A 21,556-nucleotide genomic window follows, 5' to 3' on the forward strand; every position below is an offset into this window, starting at 1 on the left:
ATATGAATGCTGCTGTGTCGCTACCTGCCTCTTCCAGCCACGAAGGTCCGCTCGATCTGCGTCACCTGATCGAATGGCTGGCGAAGGACGGCGTCATCTCGCCTGTGGAAGCCAAGCGCACGCTGGCGCGCTGCGCGCAGGCGGAAAGCCGCCAGGCGCCGCTGGTGCGCCTGGCCAACGTGGCGATGACGCGCGAGAGCGACGGGAAGCCGCTCGACCTGGAAATGCTCACGCAGTGGCTCGCCGGCCGTGCAGGACTCACCTACCTGCGCATCGACCCGCTCAAGGTCGACGTGGGCAAGGTGGCGGACACCATGAGCGCGGCCTACGCCGAGCGGCACAAGGTGCTGCCGGTGCAGGTGACGCCGAGCGAGGTGGTGGTTGCCACGGCCGAGCCCTTTCTCACCGACTGGATCGCCGAGGTCGAACGCCAGGCGCGCCGGTCGGTGCGGCGCGTGGTCGCGAACCCGACCGACATCCAGCGCTACACAGCCGAGTTCTTCGCGCTGGCGAAGTCGGTGCGGGCGGCGCAGAAGGCCGGCGGCAACACCGGCGGCGCGAGCTTCGAACAGCTCGTCGAGCTCGGCAAGAGCAACAAGCAGCTCGACGCCAACGACCAGAGCGTCGTGCAGGTGGTCGACTGGCTCTGGCAGTACGCCTTCGACCAGCGCGCGAGCGACATCCACCTGGAGCCGCGCCGCGACCAGGGCGTGATCCGCTTCCGCATCGACGGCGTGCTGCATCCTGCCTACCAGATGCCGATGGGCGTGATGAACGCGATGGTCGCGCGCATCAAGCTGCTCGGTCGCATGGACGTGGTCGAGAAGCGCAGGCCGCTCGACGGCCGCATCAAGACCCGCAACATCCGCGGCGACGAAGTTGAAATGCGGCTCTCGACACTGCCGACGGCCTTCGGCGAGAAGATGGTGATGCGGATCTTCGACCCCGACACGGCGGTCAAGGACCTCGATGCGCTCGGCTTCGCGCAGCACGACGCGCGGCGGTGGGAGCAACTCGTGACGCGGCCGCACGGCATCATCCTGGTCACCGGCCCGACGGGCTCGGGCAAGACCACCACCTTGTATTCGACGCTGAAGCGCGTCGCGACCGAAGAGGTCAACGTGAGCACGATCGAGGACCCGATCGAAATGATCGAGCCCTCCTTCAACCAGACGCAGGTGCAGCACCAGCTCGACTTCGGATTCACCGAAGGCCTGCGCGCTCTGATGCGCCAGGACCCGGACATCATCATGGTCGGCGAAATCCGCGACCTCGCAACGGCCGAGATGGCCGTGCAGTCCGCGCTGACGGGCCACCTCGTCTTCAGCACGCTGCACACCAACGATGCGCCGAGCGCGATCACGCGGATGATGGAACTGGGCGTGCCCTCCTACCTGATCAACGCGGTGATGCTCGGCGTGCTCGCCCAGCGCCTGGTGCGCACGCTGTGCCCGAATTGCAAGGAGCCTGACGAATCGGTGACCCGCGAAAAACTCGCCGAGTTCGTCTCGCCCTGGCAGATCAACGGCTCGGTGCGCGCCTACAAGCCCGTCGGCTGCGTCGACTGCCGCATGACCGGCTACATGGGCCGCATGGGCCTCTACGAACTGCTCAGCATCACCGAGGCATTCAAGAGCGAGATCACCAAGGAGCCCAACATGACCTCCCTGCGACGCCAGGCCGTCGCCGACGGCATGCGCCCGCTGCGCTTGGCCGGTGCCCTGCGTGTCGCGGAAGGCGTCACAACCATCGAGGAAGTCCTCAGCGCAACCCCTCCCCTGGAATAGGCCGGCATCGCCAGGCCCGTTCGTGAAACACCGCGGAACCGGCTTTGCCGGGCCGCCGGTGTTGCCCCCGGTAGGGGGGTAGGCGTCTACACGAAGTGAGTAAGCCTGGGGGCGAGCAACACTCGAGGAACCGGCTTTGCCGGGCCGCCGGTGTTGCCCCCGGTAGGGGGGTAGGCGTCTACACGAAGTGAGTAAGCCTGGGGGCGAGCAACACCCGAGGAGCCGGCTTTGCCGGGCCGCCGGTGTTGCCCCCGGTAGGGGGTGGGCGTCTACACGAAGTGAGTAAGCCTGGGGGCGAGCATGAGCCCCAGGGTATTCCCTGGGGCCCCCGTTAGTGGAATCCACATCCACCTGACTTCTACCTGACCACACAATCTCCGATCGAAATTTTTCGTGGAGACCATTCGTGAAGATCAAGAGTCAGAAAGACTTTTTCTCGGGGGTGATGTTTGCCGTCGTCGGGGTTGCCTTCGCCTGGGGCGCGACCACCTACAACGTCGGCAGCGGCGCCCGCATGGGGCCCGGCTACTTTCCCCTCATGCTCGGCATCCTGATGGCCGTCATCGGCCTCGCCATCATGTTCACCGGCCTCACGGTCGAGACCGAGGACGGCGAGATCATCGGCAAGTGGGCCTGGAAGCAGGTGGTCTACATCATCGGCGCCAACCTCGCCTTCGGCCTGCTGCTCGGCGGCCTGCCGAGCATCGGCGTGCCGGCCATGGGAATGATCATCGCCATCTACGCGCTCGTGATCATCGCGAGCCTGGCGGGCAGCGAATTCGATCTCCGCAAAGTGCTGATCCTCGCGACGGTGCTGGCCGTCGGCAGCTACATCGCCTTCATCTGGGCGCTGAAGCTGCAGATCCAGGTGTGGCCCACCTTCATCACGGGTTGAGGACGACAACATGGATCTCGTAGCAAATCTCTCGCTGGGCTTCGGCGTCGCCTTTACCTTCACCAACCTGCTCTATTGCCTGGTCGGCTGCATCCTGGGCACGCTGATCGGCGTGCTGCCGGGCATCGGCCCCGTCGCGACCATCGCGATGCTGTTGCCCGCCACCTACGCGCTGCCGCCCGTGTCGGCGCTGATCATGCTGGCCGGCATCTACTACGGCGCGCAGTACGGCGGCTCCACCACCGCCATCCTGGTCAACCTGCCCGGCGAATCGTCTTCCGTGGTGACCGTCATCGACGGCTACCAGATGGCGCGCAAGGGGCGGGCTGGTCCCGCACTGGCGGCCGCCGGCCTGGGCTCGTTCTTCGCGGGTTGTGTCGGTACGCTGATCCTGGCTGCCTTCGCACCGCCGCTGACCGAGTTGGCCTTCAAGTTCGGCCCAGCCGAATACTTCTCGCTGATGGTGCTCGGCCTGATCGGCGCCGTGGTGCTGGCTTCGGGTTCGCTGCTCAAGGCCATCGCGATGATCGTGCTGGGCCTGCTGATGGGGCTGGTCGGTACCGACGTGAACTCGGGTGTCGCCCGCTTCAGCTTCGACATCCCCGAACTTACCGACGGCATCGGCTTCGTGACCATCGCCATGGGCGTGTTCGGCTACGGCGAAATCATTGCCAACCTGTCGCGGCCCGAGCATGAGCGCGAGGTGTTCACCGCCAAGGTGTCCGGCCTGTTCCCGACCAAGGAAGACTTCAAGCGCATGACCCCGGCCGTGCTGCGCGGCACCACGCTGGGCGCGGCGCTCGGCATCCTGCCGGGCGGCGGCGCGCTGCTGGCCGCCTTCGCGGCCTACACCATTGAGAAGAAGACCAAGCTGCATCCGGGCGAGGTGCCCTTCGGCAAGGGCAACATCCGCGGCGTCGCGGCGCCGGAATCGGCCAACAACGCCGGTGCGCAGACCTCCTTCATCCCGCTGCTCACGCTGGGCATCCCCCCCAACGCCGTGATGGCGCTGATGGTGGGCGCGATGACCATCCACAACATCCAGCCCGGCCCGCAGGTGATGACCAGCAACCCCGAACTCTTCTGGGGCCTGATCGCCTCGATGTGGATCGGCAATGCGATGCTCATCATCCTGAACCTGCCGCTGATCGGCATGTGGATCAAGCTGCTGTCGGTGCCCTACAAGTACCTGTTCCCGGCCATCGTGCTGTTCTGCGCGATCGGGGTGTACTCGACCAACAACAACACCTTCGACATCTGGATGGTGGCGATCTTCGGTTTCATCGGCTACGCCTTCTTCAAGCTCGGATGCGAACCGGCGCCGCTGCTGCTGGGCTTCATCCTGGGGCCGATGATGGAAGAGAACCTGCGCCGCGCGCTGCTGCTCTCGCGCGGTGACTGGATCGTCTTCGTCACGCGCCCGATCTCCGCCGGCCTGCTCGCCGCTGCGCTGCTGCTGCTGGTGATCGTGCTGCTGCCGGCCGTGAAGTCGAAACGCGAGGAAGCCTTCCAAGAGGAAGAAGCCTGATCGGGCAATGGCGCTTCTCTCAAACGGCACCTTCGGGTGCCGTTTCTTCTTCCGATCCAGAAATCCCGCGGAACCGGCTCCGCCGGGCCGCAGGGATTGCCCCCGGAGGGGGTGCAGAGCCACACGCAGTGGGCGAGGCTGGGGGGTCAGCCCTTCATATGTTGCCGCGCCATCGAAAGGAAAGCCATGGCCGCGGGACTGAGCGGATGCTTGGCCAGTCGCACGGCGACGACCGGGTATTCGAGCGTTGGCCGTGTCACGGCCACAGCGCGCAGGTTCGCGGGCATCAGCACCTCCACATAGCGCGGCAGCAACGCGACACCCGCACCGGACTGGATCAGCCCGAAGGCCGTCGACAGCATCGACACGTGATGCACCACCCTCGGATAGACATTGGCCACGCTCGACAACTGGCGGCTGACGGAGCGCCAGACGTTGGCGTCCGGATTGACGTGGATGAAGGGCAGCGCATCCAGGTGCTTCGCATCGATCACCACTCGCTTGGCCAGCGGATGGTCTTCGCGCACGAAGAGGCTCATGCGCTCGCTGAAGATCGGCTCGGTCGCGAGCTCCGAATGCTTCTGCCCGATGTCCGAGCCGAAGCCGAGGTCGGCCTCCTGCGAGAGGATCCGCGAGATCATCTGCTCGGCCGTGCTGTCGAGCAGCGCCGTCGCCAGCGAGGGGTGCTGCCGCGAGAAGCGGCTCAGCAGGGGCGGCATCAGCGCACCGGCCGTCAGATGGCCCACCGCCAGCACCACCCGGCCCTCGCGTAGCTGGGACTGAGAGCGGCAGGCGTCGACGGATTCATCGATCAGCCGGAGCGCACGCACCGCGGTGTCGACCATCATCTCGCCCGCATTGGTCATGCGGATGCGGCGGCCGCGCACGACGAGCGGCTGTCCGAGTTCGTGCTCCATGCGCTTGACGAGGTGGCTGATGGCAGGCTGCGTGAGCTGCAGGGCCTCCGCGGCCAGGGTGAAGCTGCCCGATTCGGCGACCGCTGCCAGGGCCCGGAGTTGCTGGAGGGAGATCTCTTCCGTGCCGGTCTTGGGCATAAGAAATGCTCATAGTTGGATAAGCTGGATTATCTGGCTCGATGCGCCCTCGCTGCATAGCATTCGAATTCCTCCACGGGGACAATCCAGCACCATGAAACGAATCCAGTTCCTCCAAGCCATCGCCGCCACGCTCTGCATGGCCGCGACCAGCGCCGCCCTGGCGCAAGGCGGCTACCCGACCAAGCCGATCCGGCTCATCGTGCCGTTTCCGGCCGGCGGCGCGACGGACCTGTTCGCGCGCACCTTGTCGCAGAAGATGGGCGAGAAGCTCGGTACCACGCTGGTCATCGACAACAAGCCCGGCGCGGGCGGCGCGATAGGCTCCGACATGGCGGCCAAGGCGCCGGCGGACGGCTACACGCTGCTGTTGGCCACGACCAGCACGCATTCGATCGGCCCGGCGATCACGCCCAAGCTGCCTTACGACACGGTGCGCGACTTCACGCCGATCGCCCACGTCGGGGACGCGCCCAGCATCATGCTGGTGCCCAACAGCTCGCCGGCCAAGACCGTGCGCGAATGGATCGACTACGCGAAGAAGAACCCGGGCAAGCTCAACTACGCATCGAGCGGCAACGGCACCATCGTCCAGCTCACGGCGGAGCTCTTCAAGTCGCAGGCCGACGTCTTCGTCACGCACATCCCGTACAAGGGCACGGCGCTCGCGATCCCGGACCTGATCAGCGGCAAGGTCGACGTGCTGTTCGACTCGCTGCCGACCGGCATGCCGCACGTGCGCGACGGCCGGCTGCGCGCGCTGGGTGTGACGACGCTCAAGCGCAGCCCGCTGGCGCCCGAACTCCCGCCCATTGCCGACACGCTGCCGGGCTTCGAGTCCAACACCTGGTTCGGGCTCTATGGTCCCAAGGGTCTTCCGGCGGACATGGTGACGCGCATCAACACGGCCGCCAACCAGGCGCTGGCCGATCCGGAAGTGAAGGACAAGCTGGCGCGGCTCGGCATTTCGCCGACGACGAGCACGCCCGCGCAACTCTCGAGCATGGTGGCGGAAGACGCTGCCAAGTGGAAGAAGATCATCACGGACCGCAAGATCACCGGGGACCAGTAGCTCGCCCCCAGGCTGCGCGCACTTCGTGTCGCTTCGCCTACCCCCTGCCGGGGGCAACACCGGCGGACCGGCGGAGCCGGTTCCGCGGTGTTTCTGAAATCGGGAGACCCGTTCTCTGAATTGGATGCAACTATGAAATTTGACTACGCGAACCCCTATACGTCGACCCGCATACCGGTGTTTGCGCGCAATGTTGTTTCCACCTCGCATCCGCAGGCTGCGCAGGCTGGGCTTCGCATCCTCTACCAGGGCGGGAATGCTGTGGATGCTGCGATCGCTACCGCGGCGGCGATGACGGTGCTGGAGCCGGTCAGCAACGGGCTGGGAAGCGATGCGTTCTGCATCCTGTGGGACGGCGAGAAGCTGCATGGGCTGAACGGCTCGGGTTGCGCGCCGGAGGCCTGGTCGCCGGAGTACTTTCGGCGGAAGTACGGCACTGACGCGCGCACGCCGCCGCAGCGCGGCATCGATTCGGTCACGGTGCCGGGCGCGGTCGGCACCTGGGTGGCGATGTCCGAGCACTTCGGCAAGCTGCCCTTCGAGGACCTCATGGCGCCGGCCATCGAGATCGCCGAGCGCGGCTACCTGATGCCGCCGGTGGTGCAGCAGAAGTGGGCCGCCGCCATGCCCATCCTGCAATCGCAGCCGGGCTTCGCTCAGGGCTTCCTGCCGTGGGGCCGCGCGCCCGAGGTCGGCGAACTTTTCCGCTTCCAGGCCGCGGCGCGCGCGCTGAAGGCCATCGGCGCGACCAAGGGCGATGCGTTCTACAGCGGCGAGATCGCGGAGGCGCTCGAGAAGTTCTCCAATGCCAACGGCGGCAGCCTCAAGGTGCGCGACCTCGCCAACTGGCGGCCCGAGTGGGTCGAGCCCATCGCGCAGAACTACCGCGACCACACGCTGCACGAGATCCCGCCCAATGGCCAGGGCATCGCGGCGCTGATCGCGCTGGGCATCCTCGAGCACTTCGACATCGGCTCGATCCCGGTCGACTCGGTCGCCTCGCAGCATCTGCAGATCGAAGCGATGAAGCTCGCCTTCGCCGACACCTACCGCTATGTGTCCGATCCATCGTCGATGGAGGTGACGCCCCTGCAGATGCTCGATGGCGCCTACCTCGCATCGCGTGCCAAACTCATCGACGTGAAAAAGGCGCAGGACTTCAAGGCGGGCAACCCGGTCAAGGGCGGCACCATCTACCTCACGGCCGCCGACGAGAGCGGCATGATGGTGAGCTTCATCCAGAGCAACTACATGGGCTTCGGCTCGGGTTGCGTGGAGCCCGAGTTCGGCATCAGCCTGCAGAATCGCGGGCACGGCTTCAGCCTCGACGCCAGGAGCCCGAACGTGGTCGAGCCGCGCAAGCGCCCCTTCCACACCATCATCCCGGCCTTCCTCACGAAGGACGGTGCGCCGGTGATGAGCTTCGGCGTGATGGGCGGCAACATGCAGCCGCAAGGCCACATGCAGACCCTGGTGCGCATGCTCGACTACAAGCAGAACCCGCAGGCCGCCTGCGACGCGCCGCGCTGGCGCTTCAATTCCGGGCTGGAGATCAACGTCGAGGCGGCCATGGACCCGAAGACGGTCCAAGGCCTGACCGAACTCGGCCACAAGGTGGACGTCATCAATGATTCCTACCAGGACTTCGGTGCGGGCCAGTTCATCTGGCGCGCGGGCGATCCGGCGATCGAAGGCTACGTGGCGGCCAGCGATGCCCGCCGCGACGGCCTCGCTGCCGGGTTCTGATCCGCTCGATGCAGTTGCAGGCCACGTCGGAGCACGCCGCTCGCAAGAGTCTCGCGCCGGGCCTCATCCTTGCCACGCTGGGCGCCATCGCGTTCAGCGGCAAGGCGATCATCGTCAAGCTGGCCTACCGGCATGGCGTGGACGCGGTCACGCTCATCATGCTGCGCATGCTGTTCGCGCTGCCGCTGTTTGCCGGCATGGCCTGGTGGGCCGGGCGCGGCAAGCCGGCGCTTACGCGGCGCGACTGGGTCGGCGTGGTCGGGTTGGGCTTCTCGGGCTACTACCTCGCGAGCTTTCTCGACTTCGCCGGGCTGGCCTATATCACTGCCGGCCTGGAGCGGCTCATCCTGTATCTCAACCCGACGCTGGTGCTGCTGTTCGGCTGGATCGTCTACCGACGACGCATCACGCGATGGCAGTTCGCCGGCATGACCATCAGCTACGTCGGCGTGCTGCTGGTCTTCGGCCACGAGGTGCAACTGGGACAGAGCGCCTCCGCCGTGTGGGGCACCTTCCTGGTCTTCCTGAGCGCGGTGAGCTACGCCATGTACATGGTCGCGAGCGGCGAGTTCGTCAAGCGCCTCGGCTCGCTGCGGCTGGTGGGATTGGCGACCAGCGTGGCCTGCGTGTTGTGCATCGTGCAGTTCCTGCTGCTGCGCCCGATGGGCAGCGCCTTCGACGTGGCGCCGCCGGTCATCTGGCTGTCGATCCTCAATGCCACGCTGTGTACCGCGGTGCCCGTCCTTGCCGTGATGATGGCAATTGAACGCATCGGGCCCGCGATGGCGGCGCAAACGGGTATGGTCGGGCCGATGTCGACCATCCTGATGGGTGTGGTGATCCTCGGCGAGCCCTTCACCGCGTGGATCGCGGCCGGGACGGCGCTGGTCATCACCGGCATCTTCGTATTCACACGCATGGGGCGCTGAGGCCCTGGGGGACCAACATGGATCTGGGGATTTCGGGCAAGACGGCCCTGGTGTGCGGCGCGAGCAAGGGCTTGGGCTACGGTTGCGCGGAAGCGCTCGTTCGCGAGGGCGTGAACGTGGTGGTCGTCGCGCGGGGCGCCGCGGCGCTCGAAGCCGCGGCGAAGACGCTGGAGGCCGCTGCGGCCGGCGCAGGCGGCGCCAGGCCCTTCGTGAAGCACGTGGCGGCCGACATCACGACGCCCGAAGGCCGCGCCGCCGCCTTCGCGCTGCACAAGGACTTCGACATCGTCGTCACCAATGCGGGCGGGCCGCCCCCCGGCGACTTCCGCGAGTGGGACCGCGAGGCGTGGATCAAGGCGCTGGACGCCAACATGCTCACGCCGATCGAGCTGATCAAGGCCACGGTCGACGGCATGGCCGCCCGCGGATACGGCCGCATCGTGAACATCACGTCGAGTTCGGTGAAGGCGCCGATCGACATCCTCGGGCTGAGCAACGGCGCGCGCAGCGGCTTGACCGGCTTCGTCGCCGGTGTGGCCCGTTCGGGCATCGCGGCCAAGGGCGTGACGATCAACAACCTGCTGCCGGGGGCCTTCGATACCGACCGGCTGAAGGGCACGATGGTCGGCACCGCAAAGAAGACCGGGCAGGACATCGGCGCCGTCCGGGCCGCGCGCGAGAAGAGCATTCCCGCGGGGCGTTTCGGCACCGCGGCGGAGTTCGGCGCCATCTGCGCCTTCCTCTGCAGCGTGCATGCGGCCTACCTGACCGGACAGAACGTGCTGGCGGATGGCGGGGCCTATCCGGGGACGTACTGAGCCCGTCGGCGCCTGCGGTGTCAGCGTCGCGCCGACACCCAGATCCCGCCCACGATCAGCACGAACGCCACACCGTGATACCACTGCGGCAGCTCGCCGAGGAATGCCGCTGACAGCAGTGCGGCGAACAGCGGCGTGAGGTTGGTGAAGAAGCCGGCGGTCTGCGGCCCCGCCCGCTGCACGCCCGCGCCCCAGCACCGGTAGGCGAGCAGCGCCGGTCCGATCGTGATGAAGACCAGTGCCGCGGCCAGCGGCCAGCCCCAGTCCACGTGCGCATCGGTCAATGCCCACTCGCCCGCGGCGAACAGGCTGGACCACGCCAGCCCGAACACCATCTGCGCCATCAGCAGCGAGGACCAGTCGCGCCGCACCTCGGCGGGCTCGTGGGTGCGCGAGAGCATCCAGCTGTAGAAGGCCCAGGAGATCGTGGCCAGCATCATGTAGATGTCGCCGACCACCAGCCGCAGCGCGAGCAGCTGCGCCCACTGGCCGCGACTGAGCACCAGGAGCACGCCGACCATCGAGAGCGCTGCGCCCATCAATTCGCGGCCCGTGACCCGCGCACCGAAGAACATGGCGCCCGTCGCCAGCATCCACAACGGCATGCTCGAACCCACAAGCGTGACGTTGATGGGTGTCGAGGTCTGCAGCGCCAGGTACTGGAACGCGTTGTAGCAGCCGATGCCGAGCAGCCCGAGCACGGCGAATCGCTTCCAGTGCAGCCACAGCGGGCTGCCGCGACGCAGTACCGTCATCGCGAAGGGGAGCAGCACGATGAAGGCCAGCAGCCAGCGGATGAAGTTCAGCGACATCGGCGAGACCAGATCGCGCACGACGCGGCCGACGACCGCATTGCCGGCCCACAGCAGGGGAGGCACCGTGAGAAGGAGGGCGGTGCCCGGGGTAAGTCGCTGCTGCATGGGCCTGAACTGTACCGGTGCGCGCGCCGCATTCCGTGGCACGCAAGTCATGAAGCGGCAGTCCGTGGCAGCATAGGCGCCCCCGATTCGATCCAGAACGAGTCGCCCAATCAACAGAAGGAGTCACGAGCCATGAGCAAAGCCGTCCGCATCGACCGCAATGGCGGTCCCGAGGAACTGAAGATCGTCGAAGTCGAGGTCGGCGATCCGGGCCCCGGCGAGATCCGCATTCGACACAAGGCGGTGGGCCTCAACTTCATCGACACCTACCAGCGCAGCGGGCTCTACCCCTTCCCCATGCCGCTGCAACTCGGCATGGAAGCGTCCGGCGTCGTCGAGGCAGTGGGCGAGGGCGTCACCCACCTGAAAGCCGGCGACCGCGCGGCCTATGCAAGCCAGCCGCCGGGCGCGTACTGCGAAGTGCGCGTGATGCCGGCGAAGTTCGTCTGCAAGCTCCCCGACGCGATCTCCTTCGAGACCGGCGCCGCCATGATGCTCAAGGGCCTGACCGCGCAATACCTCCTGAAGAAGACCTTGCCGGCCGAAGGCCTGCAGCCCGGCGACTTCGTCCTCTTCCATGCCGCAGCGGGCGGCGTGGGGCTGATCGCGTGCCAATGGGCCAAGGCGCTGGGACTCCAGCTCATCGGCACCGCCGGCTCCGACGCCAAGTGCAAGCTGGCCCTCGCCCACGGTGCCGCGCATGCCATCAACTACAGCACCGAGAACTTCGCCGAGCGCGTGAAGGAGATCACCGGCGGCAAGGGCGTGAAGGTGGCCTACGACTCCGTCGGGAAGGACACCTTCGAAGGCTCTCTGGCCTGCCTGCGGCCCTTCGGCCTGCTCGCCGTCTTCGGCAACGGCTCCGGCCCGGTGCACGCCTTCAACCTCGGCATGCTGGCCAAGGGCTCGTGCTACGTGACGCGCCCGACCTTGTTCTCCCACATCTCGAGCCGCGAAAGCACGCAGGCAATGGCCGATGACCTGTTCGCGGTCGTACTGAGCGGCGCGGTGAAGATCCCGATCGACCAGCGCTACGCCCTGGCCGACGTGCAACAGGCCCACCGCGACCTAGAAGCACGCAAGACAACCGGTTGCACCATCCTCACCCTATAGCCCAGAAATACCGCGGAGCCGGCTTGGCCGGGCCGCAGGTATTGCCCCGGTAGGGAGTAGGCGAAGCGACACGAAGTGCGCGAAGCCTGGGGGCGAGCCTACAACGGCCCGAGCCGAGATTCGCGCATGCGCGTGGGTGCCAGCGCGCCGGCCGATTCGAGGATCGGATAGGCGATCGAGCAGATGTGCGAATTGATGCGCTTCAGTTCGCTGATCAGGTCGATGTGCAGCGAGCTGGTCTCGATGCTCAACGTCGTCTGCTCTGTCAGCCGTTCGAGATGGGTGTTCGCGTACGCATGCTCCAGGTCGCGGAAGCGTGCCTTCTCCTGCAGCAGCTTCTGGGCGTCGCGCACGTTGCCGTTGAGGAACACGCTCATGCTGAGCCGCAGGTTCGCCACCAGCCGCTCGTGGAGCTCGACGATCTCGCGCATGCCGGCGTCCGAGAAATTGCGCTGCGGCCTGATCTTCTTGTCCTCGATGTCGATGATCACCCGCTCGATGATGTCGCCGATCTGCTCCATGTTGATGGTGAAGCTGATGATGTCGGTCCAGCGACGGCTCTCCTCCTCGCCCAGGGCCTCGCGGGAGATCTTGGTGAGGTAGTACTTGATGGCCGAATACAGCTCGTCGACCGTGTCGTCGAGGTTGCGCAGCTCCTGCGCCAGACGGAGGTCGTTGTTGCGGATCACGTTGAGCATGCCGATGAGCATGGTCTCCACGATGTCCGCCTGGTGCAGCGCCTCGCGCGCGGCGTTCGAGATGGCGAGCGTGGGAGTCGACAGCGCCGAGGGGTCCAGGTGGTGGGGCCGTTGGGTAGCCGCCGATTCCTGAGGCACCGGCAGCAGTCGCGTGACCATTCGCGCGACCGTGTTGGTAAGGCCGATGAAGCCGATGCTCACGACCACGTTGAAGGCCAGGTGATAGAGCACCACCAGCTGCGTGGCATCCGAGATGTAGGGCCTGATCTCGCGCAGGACCAGGCCGACGAACGGCGCCGCGATGGCGACACCGAGCAGCTTGAAGACGAGGTTGCCGAGGGTCACCTGCCGCACCGGCACGGTTGATTTCGCCGTGGTCAATACCGCAAGCAAGCCGCTGCCGAGATTGGCGCCGAGCACCAGGCCCAGGGCGACATCGAGCGGCACCACGTTGGAACTCGCCATGGCAGCGACCAGCAGCACGACGGCAAGACTCGAATACGCCAGGATCGCAAGTCCGGCGCCGATGGTGATTTCGAGCAGCACGTCGCTGTTGAGCGACGCAAGCACCGCGCGCATGGCCGCGCTTTCGAACAACGGGCCGGTGGCCTCGACGACGAGCTGAAGCGCAAGCAGCATCAGCCCCAGCCCGATCAGAACCCGTCCGACGCGGCCGGCCGCGCTGGATGGCCGCGTGATGAAGAGCACCACGCCCACGAAGATGAAGAGCGGCGAGAGCCACGAAAGATCGGCGGAGAACAGCACCGACATCAGCGCGGTACCGATGTCCGCCCCGCGCATCACCGCCAGCGCCGCCGGCAGGGTCACCAGGCCCTGGCCGACGAAGGACGAAGTCATCAGCGACGTGGCCGTGCTCGACTGCACCAGTGCCGTCACGCCGATCCCCGACAGGGCCGACGTGAACCGGTTGCGCATGCTGTGCACGAGGATCCTGCGCAGGTTGGCACCGAAGACGCGCAGGACGCCCGTGCGAACGAGATGGGTGCCCCATACCAGCAGCGCGATGGCCGCCAGCAGATTCAACAAGTGCTTCATGAAGAAGAAGCACTATAGAACAGCACCGGCGCGCCCCAAGACTGATTCCAGAAACACCACGGATCCGGCTCAGCCGGTCCGAAGGTGTTGCCCCTGGAAGGGGGTGCCCGAGCCACACGCAGTGGGCGAGGCTGGGGGTCAGCTCTACTTCCCTCTTTTCACGCGCCGGAGTTCGTCCAGGATGAGACAGATCGCCCCGATGGTGATCGCGCTGTCGGCCACGTTGAAGGCCGGGAAGTGCCGGCCGGCCAGGTGGAAGTCCAGGAAGTCCACCACGTAGCCATGCATCATCCGGTCGATCACGTTGCCGATCGCGCCGCCGAGGATGGCCGCCATCGAGAAGCAGAACAGCTTCTGCCCCGCATGCGACTTGAGCATCCAGATGATGAAGACCGCCGCGGCGATGCCGATGGCCATGAAGAACCAGCGCTGCCATCCCGCCGCATCGGCCAGGAAGGAAAAGGCCGCACCGGTGTTGTGGGCCCGCACGACGTTGAAGAAGCTCGTGACGTAGGTCGCGTCGCCGAGCTTGTAGTAGCCGAGGATCAGCGTCTTGGTGAACTGGTCGATGATGACGATCACGAGTGCGAGGCCGAGCCAGGGCCAGATGCCGAGGCCCGAGGTGGGGGAACGGCGGGCCATCAGGCGACGGTCCTCGGTTCGCCCGCACCGTAGAGGTTGCTGGTGCAGCGGCCGCAGATGGCCGGATGGGCGGCGTCGTGGCCCACATCGTCGCGCCAGTGCCAGCAGCGCTCGCACTTCTTTGCCGTGCTGGCCGACACAAGCGCCTTCAGTTCATCGCCGCCGACGAGTTCGACGGCCGACGTGATGAACACGAACTTGAGGTCGTCGCCGAGCGATGCCAGGAGTGCGTGGTCTTCGGCGGGTGCGCTCAGCGTCACGTTGGCCTGCAGCGACGAGCCCACCTGGCCGGCTGTGCGCACCGTCTCGATCTCCTTGTTCACCGCGTCGCGGATCTCGCGGATGCGGGTCCACTTGCCGAGGAGCGCCTCGTCGGGCGTGCCGAGATCGCTGTAGGTCTGCACGAAGATCGACTGGCCGTCGCCGCAGAACTTCCAGGCCTCTTCGGCCGTGAAGCTCAGGAACGGCGCCATCCAGCGCAGCATGGCTTGCGTGATGTGCCAGAGCGCGGTTTGGGCGCTGCGGCGTGCGAGAGAGCCCGGCGCGGTCGTGTAGAGGCGGTCCTTCAGCACGTCGAGGTAGAAGGCGCCCAGGTCTTCAGAGCAATACACCTGCAGCTTGGCCACCACCGGGTGGAACTCGTAGACCTTGTAGTGCGCCAGCACCTCGGCCTGGAACTGCGCGGCGCGGCTCAGCGCGTAGCGGTCGATCTCGAGCAACTGGTCGAGCGGCACCGCATCTTTCGCGATGTCGAAGTCGCTGGTGTTGGCGAGCAGGAAGCGCAGCGTGTTGCGGATGCGGCGATAGGCATCCACCACGCGGGCGAGGATCTTGTCGTCGCCCGCGATGTCGCCGGAGTAGTCGCTCGCCGCCACCCAGAGGCGCGTGATCTCGGCGCCGAGCTTCTTGTTGACCTCCTGTGGGTCGATGCCGTTGCCGAGCGACTTGCTCATCTTGCGGCCCTGGCTGTCGACGGTGAAGCCGTGCGTGAGCAGGCCGCGGTAGGGCGCGCGGCCTTCCAGCGCGGCGGCGATCAGCAGGGATGAATGGAACCATCCGCGGTGCTGGTCGTGGCCTTCGAGGTAGAGATCGGCCTCTGGGCCGGTCTCGTGGTGCACGTTGGGATGCGTGCCGCGCAGCACGTGGAAGAAGGTCGAGCCGGAGTCGAACCACACTTCGAGGATATCGGTGCTCTTCGTGTAGTGCGGTGCGTCGGCATCGCCGAGGATTTCCTCGGTGGTGACGCGGCTCCAGGCCTCGATGCCGCCCTTCTCGACGATGTCGGCGGCCAGGTCCAGGATCTCCATCGTGCGCGGATGCAGTTCGCCCGAATCCCTGTGCAGGAAGAAGGGGATGGGCACGCCCCAGCTGCGCTGGCGGCTGATGCACCAGTCGGGCCGGTTGGCGATCATGTCGTGCAGGCGCGCCTTGCCGTTTTCCGGATAGAAGCTCGTCTGCTCGATGGCCTGCAGCGCGGTCTGGCGTAGGGTCTGCGGCGCCTTGTCCTTGGTGAACACGCCTTCGCCCTCGTCCATGCGGATGAACCACTGGGCGGCGGCGCGGTAGATCACCGGCGTCTTGTGGCGCCAGCAGTGCGGGTAGCTGTGGGTGATCGTCTCGGTCGTCATCAGGCGGCCGGCATCGCGCAGCGCCTCGATGATGACCGGCACGGCCTTCCAGATGTTCTTGCCGCCGAAGAGCGGAAAGTCGGGCGCGTACGAGCCGTTGCCCTGCACCGGGTTGAGGATGTCGTCGATAGACAGGCCGTGCGCCACGCAGGAGTTGAAGTCGTCCAGGCCGTAGGCCGGCGAGGAGTGGACCAGGCCGGTGCCGTCGTCGGCCGTCGCGTAGTCGGCCAGGTAGACCGGCGAGAGCCGACGGTAGCCTGCGTCGACGTCGTACAGCGGGTGTTCGAACTCCAGGCCGCCCAGCTTCTCGCCCTTGACGGTGGCCAGAACCTTGCCGTCCAGCGCATAGCGGTTCATGCACATCTCGACCAGCGAGGCGGCGAGCACCAGCAGGCCGCGGTCGGTATCGACCAGTGCATAGTCGAGTTCGGGGTTCAGGTTGATCGCCTGGTTCGCGGGGATGGTCCACGCGGTCGTGGTCCAGATGACCGCGAAGGCGTCCTTGGTCAGCGCGGGCAGGCCAAAGGCGGCCGCGAGTTTGGCGGGGTCGTGCGCCTTGAAGGCGACGTCCAGCGTCTGCGACTTCTTGTCGGCGTACTCGATTTCGAATTCGGCCAGCGAAGAGCCGCAGTCGAAGCACCAGTACACCGGCTTCAGGCCGCGGTAGACGAAGCCGCGCTCGATCACGCGCTTGAAGGCGCGGATCTCGCCGGCCTCGTTGGCGAAATCCATGGTCTTGTAGGGATGGTCCCATTCGCCCAGGACGCCCAGGCGCTGGAAGTCGCTCATCTGCTGGGCGATCTGCTCGGTCGCGTAGGCGCGGCTCTTGGCCTGCATCTCGTCGCGGCTGAGGTTGCGGCCGTATTTCTTCTCGATCGCGTTCTCGATCGGCAGGCCGTGGCAGTCCCAGCCGGGCACGTAGAGCGCGTCGTAGCCTTCGAGCTGGCGCGCCTTGGTGATCATGTCCTTCAGGATCTTGTTGACCGCGTGACCCATGTGGATCTGCCCGTTGGCGTAGGGCGGGCCGTCGTGCAGGATGAACTTGGGCGCGCCGTGGCGCGCATCGCGGAGGCGGTGGTAGCGGCCTTCGTCGTTCCATTCCTTGACCCAGCCGGGCTCGCGCTTGGGCAGGTCGCCCCGCATCGGGAAGGGGGTGTCGGGCAGGTTCAGCGTGGCGCGGTAGTCGGTGCCGCCGTCAGTCTTGTTGTCAGCCATGGAAGTTCCAGAAATCTGCGCTGCCTTGCAACGCTCGAGGGATCGATGAGGCGTGCGGCCCTTGCAGGCAAGGTGCGGCCGGACGCGGCGGAAAGCGAAGGTTCCGCTCTAAATTCGGTCGCGCGTGGTCTGGCGATGGGTCTCGGCGTGGGTGGAGGCAAAGAACGCACGCGCGTCGCGACCGTCCTTGGCGATGCCCGCAGTCAGGGCCTCGAGGCTGGTGTAGCGCAATTCGTCGTGCAGTTTGTGCAGCAGTTCCACGCGGACGATTTTACCGTAGGCCCCTTCGGCGCCGAGGTGATCGGGCCAATCGAGGCAATGGGTTTCCAGCAGCACCCGGCCGGCATTGACGTCGTTGGCGTCGAGTGACGGGCGCACGCCGAGGTTGGCGACGCCGTGCAGCGGGGTGTCGGCCAGGCCGTGCACCAGCACCGCGAAGATGCCGCTGGCGGCGGGCTTCCAGTGCTTGAAGCGCAGGTTGAGCGTGCGGAAGCCGTCGTCGCGGCCCGGGGACGAAGCGCCCAGGGCGCGGCCCAGCTTTCGGCCGTGGACCACATGGCCGGATATCGCATAGGGCCGGCCGAGCAGCGCCTGCACATCGTTCATCCGGCCCTCGGCCAGCGCCTCGCGGACCGCGGAGCTCGATACGCGCAGGCCGTGGACTTCGTAGCTGTTCATCCGTGCCACGTCGAAGCCGTGCGCATCGCCCGCGCGGTCGAGCATCGCGTAGTCGCCGGCGCGCTTGGCGCCGAAGCGGAAATCGTCGCCCACCAGCACGTAGCGCGCCCCGAGGCCTTCGATCAGAACGTGCCGGATGAATTCCTCGGGGGTCTGGGATGCCAGCCGTCCGTCGAAAGGCAGGACGATCGTCTGCGCCACGCCGCTTCCCGCGAGTTCGCTGAGCTTGTCGCGCAAGGTGCCGATGCGCGCAGGCGCCAGTTCAGGGCGTTTGGTCAGCGCCGCGAAATAGTCGCGAGGATGCGGCTCGAAGGTCAGGACACAACTCGGGAGTCCGCGCAGGCGCGCCTCGGTGTTGAGCAGCCCCAGCATGGCCTGGTGGCCGCGATGGACACCGTCGAAGTTGCCGATGGTCAGGGCGCAGGCCGGAGCCACGCCCGGATGCCGAAATCCCCTAAAGACCTGCATGGGTTGGTATCTTTTTGATAGCACTTCGTGCCCACGGAATGGGCATGTCGGGGCGATTTGTCATAAAGCCGGTATATTGTGACGCAGTGCGTCAGGTGCAAGCCCGTCGGGCGAGCATCATGTCCTGGTCTTTCCGTGGTTCTCTTTTCTCGAGGAGGCGTGTGGTGAAGGTCTTGAAGCTGTCGGCCCAAGGGCTGCCCCAATCGTGGATTTCGCTCGAACAAGCGGTGATCCACTACGCCTCCGACGAGGTTCGCTGGGAGGTGGGCGCACAGGTCGCGGTGTTCCGGGGTGGGCACAACGCCGTCACCGGACAGCAGTCGCAGATCGCCATCAACAGCATCATCGGCACCAAGGGCGTGCCACGGATCAATCCCTTCACGCAGCGGCCCGGGCTGACCAACAGCAAGCTGTTCGCGCGCGACCGTAATGTCTGCGCCTATTGCGGCGGCCACTTCCACGAGGAAGAGCTCACGCGGGAGCACATCATCCCTTTCGCGCAGAAGGGCGTCGATACCTGGATGAACGTGGTCACGGCCTGTCGGCCCTGCAACCACCGAAAGAGCAGCCGCACGCCCGAGCAGGCCGGGATGCCTCTTTTGTACGCGCCTTACGTGCCCAGCCTGTGGGAAGACTTCATCCTGCGCAATCGCCGGATCCTGGCAGACCAGATGGAGTTCCTGATGGCGCACCTGCCGCAGAGCTCCCGGCTGCACGGGTAGCGGCGGCTCAGTAGGTCAGTTCGAGCACGCTGACTTCGCCCTGCGCGGCGGGCCAGGTCTGGCCGACCAGGCGTTCTTCATTGAATTCCGACGTCACGGTGCGGGCCGTGTCGCTGGCCAGCTTGAGCTTCGAACTCGACACGCCCGACCCTTTCGGCGGCACGCCCGGTAGCGCGCTCTGTCCGTCGAAACGCATGGTGTCGCGCTCGGCGTCGAAGTAGCCGCGCGGCCGGGTGAAGATCACCACCGCCCGGGCGTCGCGATCGGCATCGGCGATGCGTTCCGGCCGAAGCTGGACCACGCTGCTGGAGCGCGGAAACGGGCTGCGATAGATGTGCGTGGTGGCGTAGCCCGGTGCGGTCAGGACGAACTCATAGGCGGTGTCCGGTCGGGCCATGAACGGGCCCCAGCGCCCGTCCTGCGCGATGGTCTGCTCCCATGCCGCCGGACCGCGCCGTGCACCGGTCGTGGCGTCGATCGGGAAGATGACGAGGCGCGCGCCGCGCAGGGCCAGGTTGTTGGCGAATGCTCCACTGGCCGGATCGAGCGAATCCAGTCCGAGGCCCGTGACCTTGCCCGACAGCGCGACCTGCGCTTCCGGCGTGGGCTGCAGCGCGCGCGGGGCTTCGCCAGTCAGGAAGCGCCAGGTGGCATCGAAGGCCGCCGGTGAGAACGACGTCTCCCGGTGGTCGACAAGTGGCAGCACCAGGTTGGTCGCACCTTTGAGCGCCGGTCCGTCGAAGCCGATGTTCGTCGGCGTGCCTTTCGAGCCGATCCAGATGCCGTCGGGCTGCGCATACTTGTCGTTGTTGTCCGAACGCAGGGTCAGCCATCTCACGCCGGGCGTGACCTCGTCGCCGTTGCCATTCTTGGGCGCATTGAGTTGCTGCATGAATGGGCTCAGGCCGGAGAACTCATTGCGTTCGCGCAGCCCCTTCACGGCCCAGATGCCGTGCGCGGGATTCCCGCCCAGCACCACGTGGCTCACGACCTTGTCGCCACCGCCGTTCTGTACGTAGTTGCGGATCGTGTTGCCGCCTCGTGAATTGCCGATCAGGATGACCTGGCTTGCGCCTGTGGCCTTGAGCACGCGATCGACTTCCGCCCCCAGGAAGGCCATCGACTCCGCGGTCGAACTGCGCCCCGGCTGGGCAACGGTGTCGTCGTCGCGCGCGAGGGGGTAGGGCTGGTCGATCGCGATGAGGCGGTCACGGGGCCAGCCGTTGGACTCGAAGCGCCAGATCGTCGTCTGCCACAGTGCTGCAGAGTCTCCGTTGCCGTGCACGAAGACGATGGGCGGACGCTCGTGGCCCAGTGGCGCGCTGGTGCAGGCGGCGAGCGTGGTGGTGGCGAGGCCGAAGGCCAATAGGTCGCGGCGCGTGGGCATGGCAGATTCCATTTCAAGAAAAACGCCCGCCAGCGTGAAGCCGGCGGGCGCCTTGCGCTATCGGAAGCGACGGCAGGGCAGGCTCAGGCGAAGACCCCCGCCGTGTCCTGCATGCGCGCCGACACCTCGCCCAAATGATGGAGGGTGTCGCCGAAGGTCATCTCCAACTGCGTCAGCTTCTTGAAGTAGTGGCTCACGATGTACTCGTCCGTCACGCCGATGCCGCCGTGCAACTGCACCGCCTGCTGGCTGACGAAGCGCATGGACACACCCAGCTGGTATTTCGCGCGGGCCATCGCCTGGCGACGCTCGGCGGCCGGTGCATTGAGCTTGAGGCTCGCGTAGTAGCTCATGGAGCGGGCGAGTTCGAGCTGCATCTTCATGTCCGCGACACGGTGGCGGAGCGCCTGGAAGGTGGCGATCGGCACGCCGAACTGCTTGCGCGTGTTCATGTACTCGACGGTGATCGCGAGCGTCTTGTCCATCACGCCGACGGCTTCGGCGCAGGTGGCTGCAATGCCGATGTCGACCGCATGTTCGAGCGCCGGCAGGCCGTCCTGGGTGATAAGGGTGGCGGCGGCCTTGTCGAACACGACCTCGGCCGCGCGGCTGCCGTCCTGCGTGCCGTAGCCCCGTGCGGCGACGCCATCGGCAGCGCGTTCCACGAGGAAGAGGGCAATCTTGCCGTCGACCTGGGCAGGAACGATGAAGGCGTCCGCCTCGTCGCCGGCCGGCACGAGGCTCTTGGTGCCGCTCAGGGCCCAGCCGTCGCCCGCCTTGACGGCCTTCGCCTCGCACACGTCGAGGCGGTAGCGTGCCTTCTTCTCCTGGTAGGCGAGCACGACCATGGCCTGTCCGCCCGCGATGCGCGGCAGCCAGTTGTCCTTGGTGTCCTCGTCGGCGTGGCCGGCCAGCATCGCACCCGCGATGAAGGATTGCGCCAGCGGCTCCAGCACGATGCCGCGGCCGAGTTCCTCCATCACGACCATGCCCTCGACCGGGCCCATGCCCAGGCCGCCTTCGTCCTCGGGGATGTACAGCCCGCCCAGGCCGAGTTCGCCGAGTTCGTCCCATGCTTCACGAGAGAAGCCGCCTGCCGACTCGGTCGCCTGGCGGCGCTCGAAGCCGTAGCCTTTTTCGACCCACTTGGCGACCGCGTCGCGAAGTTGTTGCTGGTCGTCGCTGAAATTGAAGTCCAT

17 protein-coding genes are annotated in these 21,556 nt (G+C 66.5%); 9 read left to right on the forward strand and 8 right to left on the reverse strand.

Annotation, left to right across the window (positions count from 1 at the left end; all coding sequences use genetic code 11):
- The first annotated feature begins 2 nt into the window (after positions 1–2).
- From tfpB to ACSFBL_RS25625, 3 genes are all read left to right on the forward strand, one after another.
- Positions 3–1,787, forward strand: coding sequence for a type IV pilus assembly ATPase TfpB (gene tfpB, locus ACSFBL_RS25615; RefSeq protein WP_435518632.1), 1,785 nt, complete (start codon positions 3–5; stop codon positions 1,785–1,787).
- 406 nt (positions 1,788–2,193) lie between these two features.
- On the forward strand, positions 2,194–2,682 hold the full coding sequence (locus ACSFBL_RS25620; RefSeq protein WP_435518633.1) for a tripartite tricarboxylate transporter TctB family protein: 489 nt from the start codon (positions 2,194–2,196) through the stop codon (positions 2,680–2,682).
- Positions 2,683–2,692: 10 nt separating this feature from the next.
- Positions 2,693–4,210 carry a tripartite tricarboxylate transporter permease gene (locus ACSFBL_RS25625; RefSeq protein WP_435518634.1) on the forward strand — a complete coding sequence of 506 codons (1,518 nt, stop codon included), beginning with the start codon at positions 2,693–2,695 and terminating at the stop codon, positions 4,208–4,210.
- A 146-nt stretch (positions 4,211–4,356) separates the two neighbouring features.
- On the opposite strand, the gene ACSFBL_RS25630 is transcribed toward ACSFBL_RS25625, so the two are convergent.
- A complete protein-coding gene (locus ACSFBL_RS25630) occupies positions 4,357–5,265 on the reverse strand; it encodes a LysR family transcriptional regulator (protein ID WP_435518635.1) in 909 nt (302 codons plus the stop codon).
- A 94-nt stretch (positions 5,266–5,359) separates the two neighbouring features.
- On the opposite strand from ACSFBL_RS25630, the gene ACSFBL_RS25635 reads away from it, so the two are divergent.
- The 4 genes from ACSFBL_RS25635 (at position 5,360) to ACSFBL_RS25650 (ending at position 9,830) form a co-directional block, all read left to right on the forward strand.
- Entirely contained in the window at positions 5,360–6,337 is a 978-nt protein-coding gene (locus ACSFBL_RS25635; protein WP_435518636.1) for a Bug family tripartite tricarboxylate transporter substrate binding protein, read from the forward strand.
- Between the two features lie 132 nt (positions 6,338–6,469).
- Positions 6,470–8,083, forward strand: coding sequence for a gamma-glutamyltransferase family protein (locus ACSFBL_RS25640; RefSeq protein WP_435518637.1), 1,614 nt, complete (start codon positions 6,470–6,472; stop codon positions 8,081–8,083).
- A gap of 8 nt (positions 8,084–8,091) precedes the next feature.
- Positions 8,092–9,012, forward strand: a complete 921-nt coding sequence (locus ACSFBL_RS25645; RefSeq protein WP_435518638.1) for a DMT family transporter — start codon at positions 8,092–8,094, stop codon at positions 9,010–9,012.
- 17 nt (positions 9,013–9,029) lie between these two features.
- The gene (locus ACSFBL_RS25650) at positions 9,030–9,830 is read left to right on the forward strand and encodes an SDR family oxidoreductase (protein WP_435518639.1); all 801 of its coding nucleotides are present in this window, start codon (positions 9,030–9,032) and stop codon (positions 9,828–9,830) included.
- Between the two features lie 20 nt (positions 9,831–9,850).
- On the opposite strand, the gene ACSFBL_RS25655 is transcribed toward ACSFBL_RS25650, so the two are convergent.
- A complete protein-coding gene (locus ACSFBL_RS25655) occupies positions 9,851–10,750 on the reverse strand; it encodes a DMT family transporter (RefSeq protein ID WP_435518640.1) in 900 nt (299 codons plus the stop codon).
- 132 nt (positions 10,751–10,882) lie between these two features.
- On the opposite strand from ACSFBL_RS25655, the gene ACSFBL_RS25660 reads away from it, so the two are divergent.
- The gene (locus tag ACSFBL_RS25660) at positions 10,883–11,863 is read left to right on the forward strand and encodes a quinone oxidoreductase family protein (RefSeq protein ID WP_435518641.1); all 981 of its coding nucleotides are present in this window, start codon (positions 10,883–10,885) and stop codon (positions 11,861–11,863) included.
- A 98-nt stretch (positions 11,864–11,961) separates the two neighbouring features.
- Here ACSFBL_RS25660 and ACSFBL_RS25665 read toward each other — a convergent pair whose 3' ends face one another.
- The 4 genes from ACSFBL_RS25665 to ACSFBL_RS25680 all read right to left on the reverse strand — a co-directional run bounded on the left by ACSFBL_RS25665 (position 11,962) and on the right by ACSFBL_RS25680 (position 18,248).
- Positions 11,962–13,617, reverse strand: coding sequence for a Na/Pi cotransporter family protein (locus ACSFBL_RS25665; RefSeq protein WP_435518642.1), 1,656 nt, complete (start codon positions 13,615–13,617; stop codon positions 11,962–11,964).
- Between the two features lie 144 nt (positions 13,618–13,761).
- Positions 13,762–14,259, reverse strand: coding sequence for a signal peptidase II (gene lspA, locus ACSFBL_RS25670; RefSeq protein WP_435518643.1), 498 nt, complete (start codon positions 14,257–14,259; stop codon positions 13,762–13,764).
- Complete coding sequence (gene ileS / locus ACSFBL_RS25675; RefSeq protein ID WP_435518644.1) at positions 14,259–17,102, reverse strand: isoleucine--tRNA ligase; 2,844 nt, start codon at positions 17,100–17,102, stop codon at positions 14,259–14,261. Before ileS ends, lspA begins: the two co-directional genes overlap by 1 nt.
- 108 nt (positions 17,103–17,210) lie before the next feature.
- The gene (locus ACSFBL_RS25680) at positions 17,211–18,248 is read right to left on the reverse strand and encodes a bifunctional riboflavin kinase/FAD synthetase (protein WP_435518645.1); all 1,038 of its coding nucleotides are present in this window, start codon (positions 18,246–18,248) and stop codon (positions 17,211–17,213) included.
- Between the two features lie 164 nt (positions 18,249–18,412).
- Between ACSFBL_RS25680 and ACSFBL_RS25685 the strand changes: the two genes are divergently transcribed.
- Complete coding sequence (locus ACSFBL_RS25685) at positions 18,413–18,970, forward strand: HNH endonuclease (protein WP_435518646.1); 558 nt, start codon at positions 18,413–18,415, stop codon at positions 18,968–18,970.
- 7 nt (positions 18,971–18,977) lie between these two features.
- On the opposite strand, the gene ACSFBL_RS25690 is transcribed toward ACSFBL_RS25685, so the two are convergent.
- Positions 18,978–20,357 carry an alpha/beta fold hydrolase gene (locus ACSFBL_RS25690; RefSeq protein WP_435518647.1) on the reverse strand — a complete coding sequence of 460 codons (1,380 nt, stop codon included), beginning with the start codon at positions 20,355–20,357 and terminating at the stop codon, positions 18,978–18,980.
- Between the two features lie 83 nt (positions 20,358–20,440).
- A complete protein-coding gene (locus ACSFBL_RS25695) occupies positions 20,441–21,556 on the reverse strand; it encodes an acyl-CoA dehydrogenase family protein (RefSeq protein ID WP_435518648.1) in 1,116 nt (371 codons plus the stop codon).

Source organism: Variovorax glacialis (assembly GCF_051216375.1).
In the GTDB taxonomy this organism is placed as follows: domain Bacteria; phylum Pseudomonadota; class Gammaproteobacteria; order Burkholderiales; family Burkholderiaceae_C; genus Variovorax.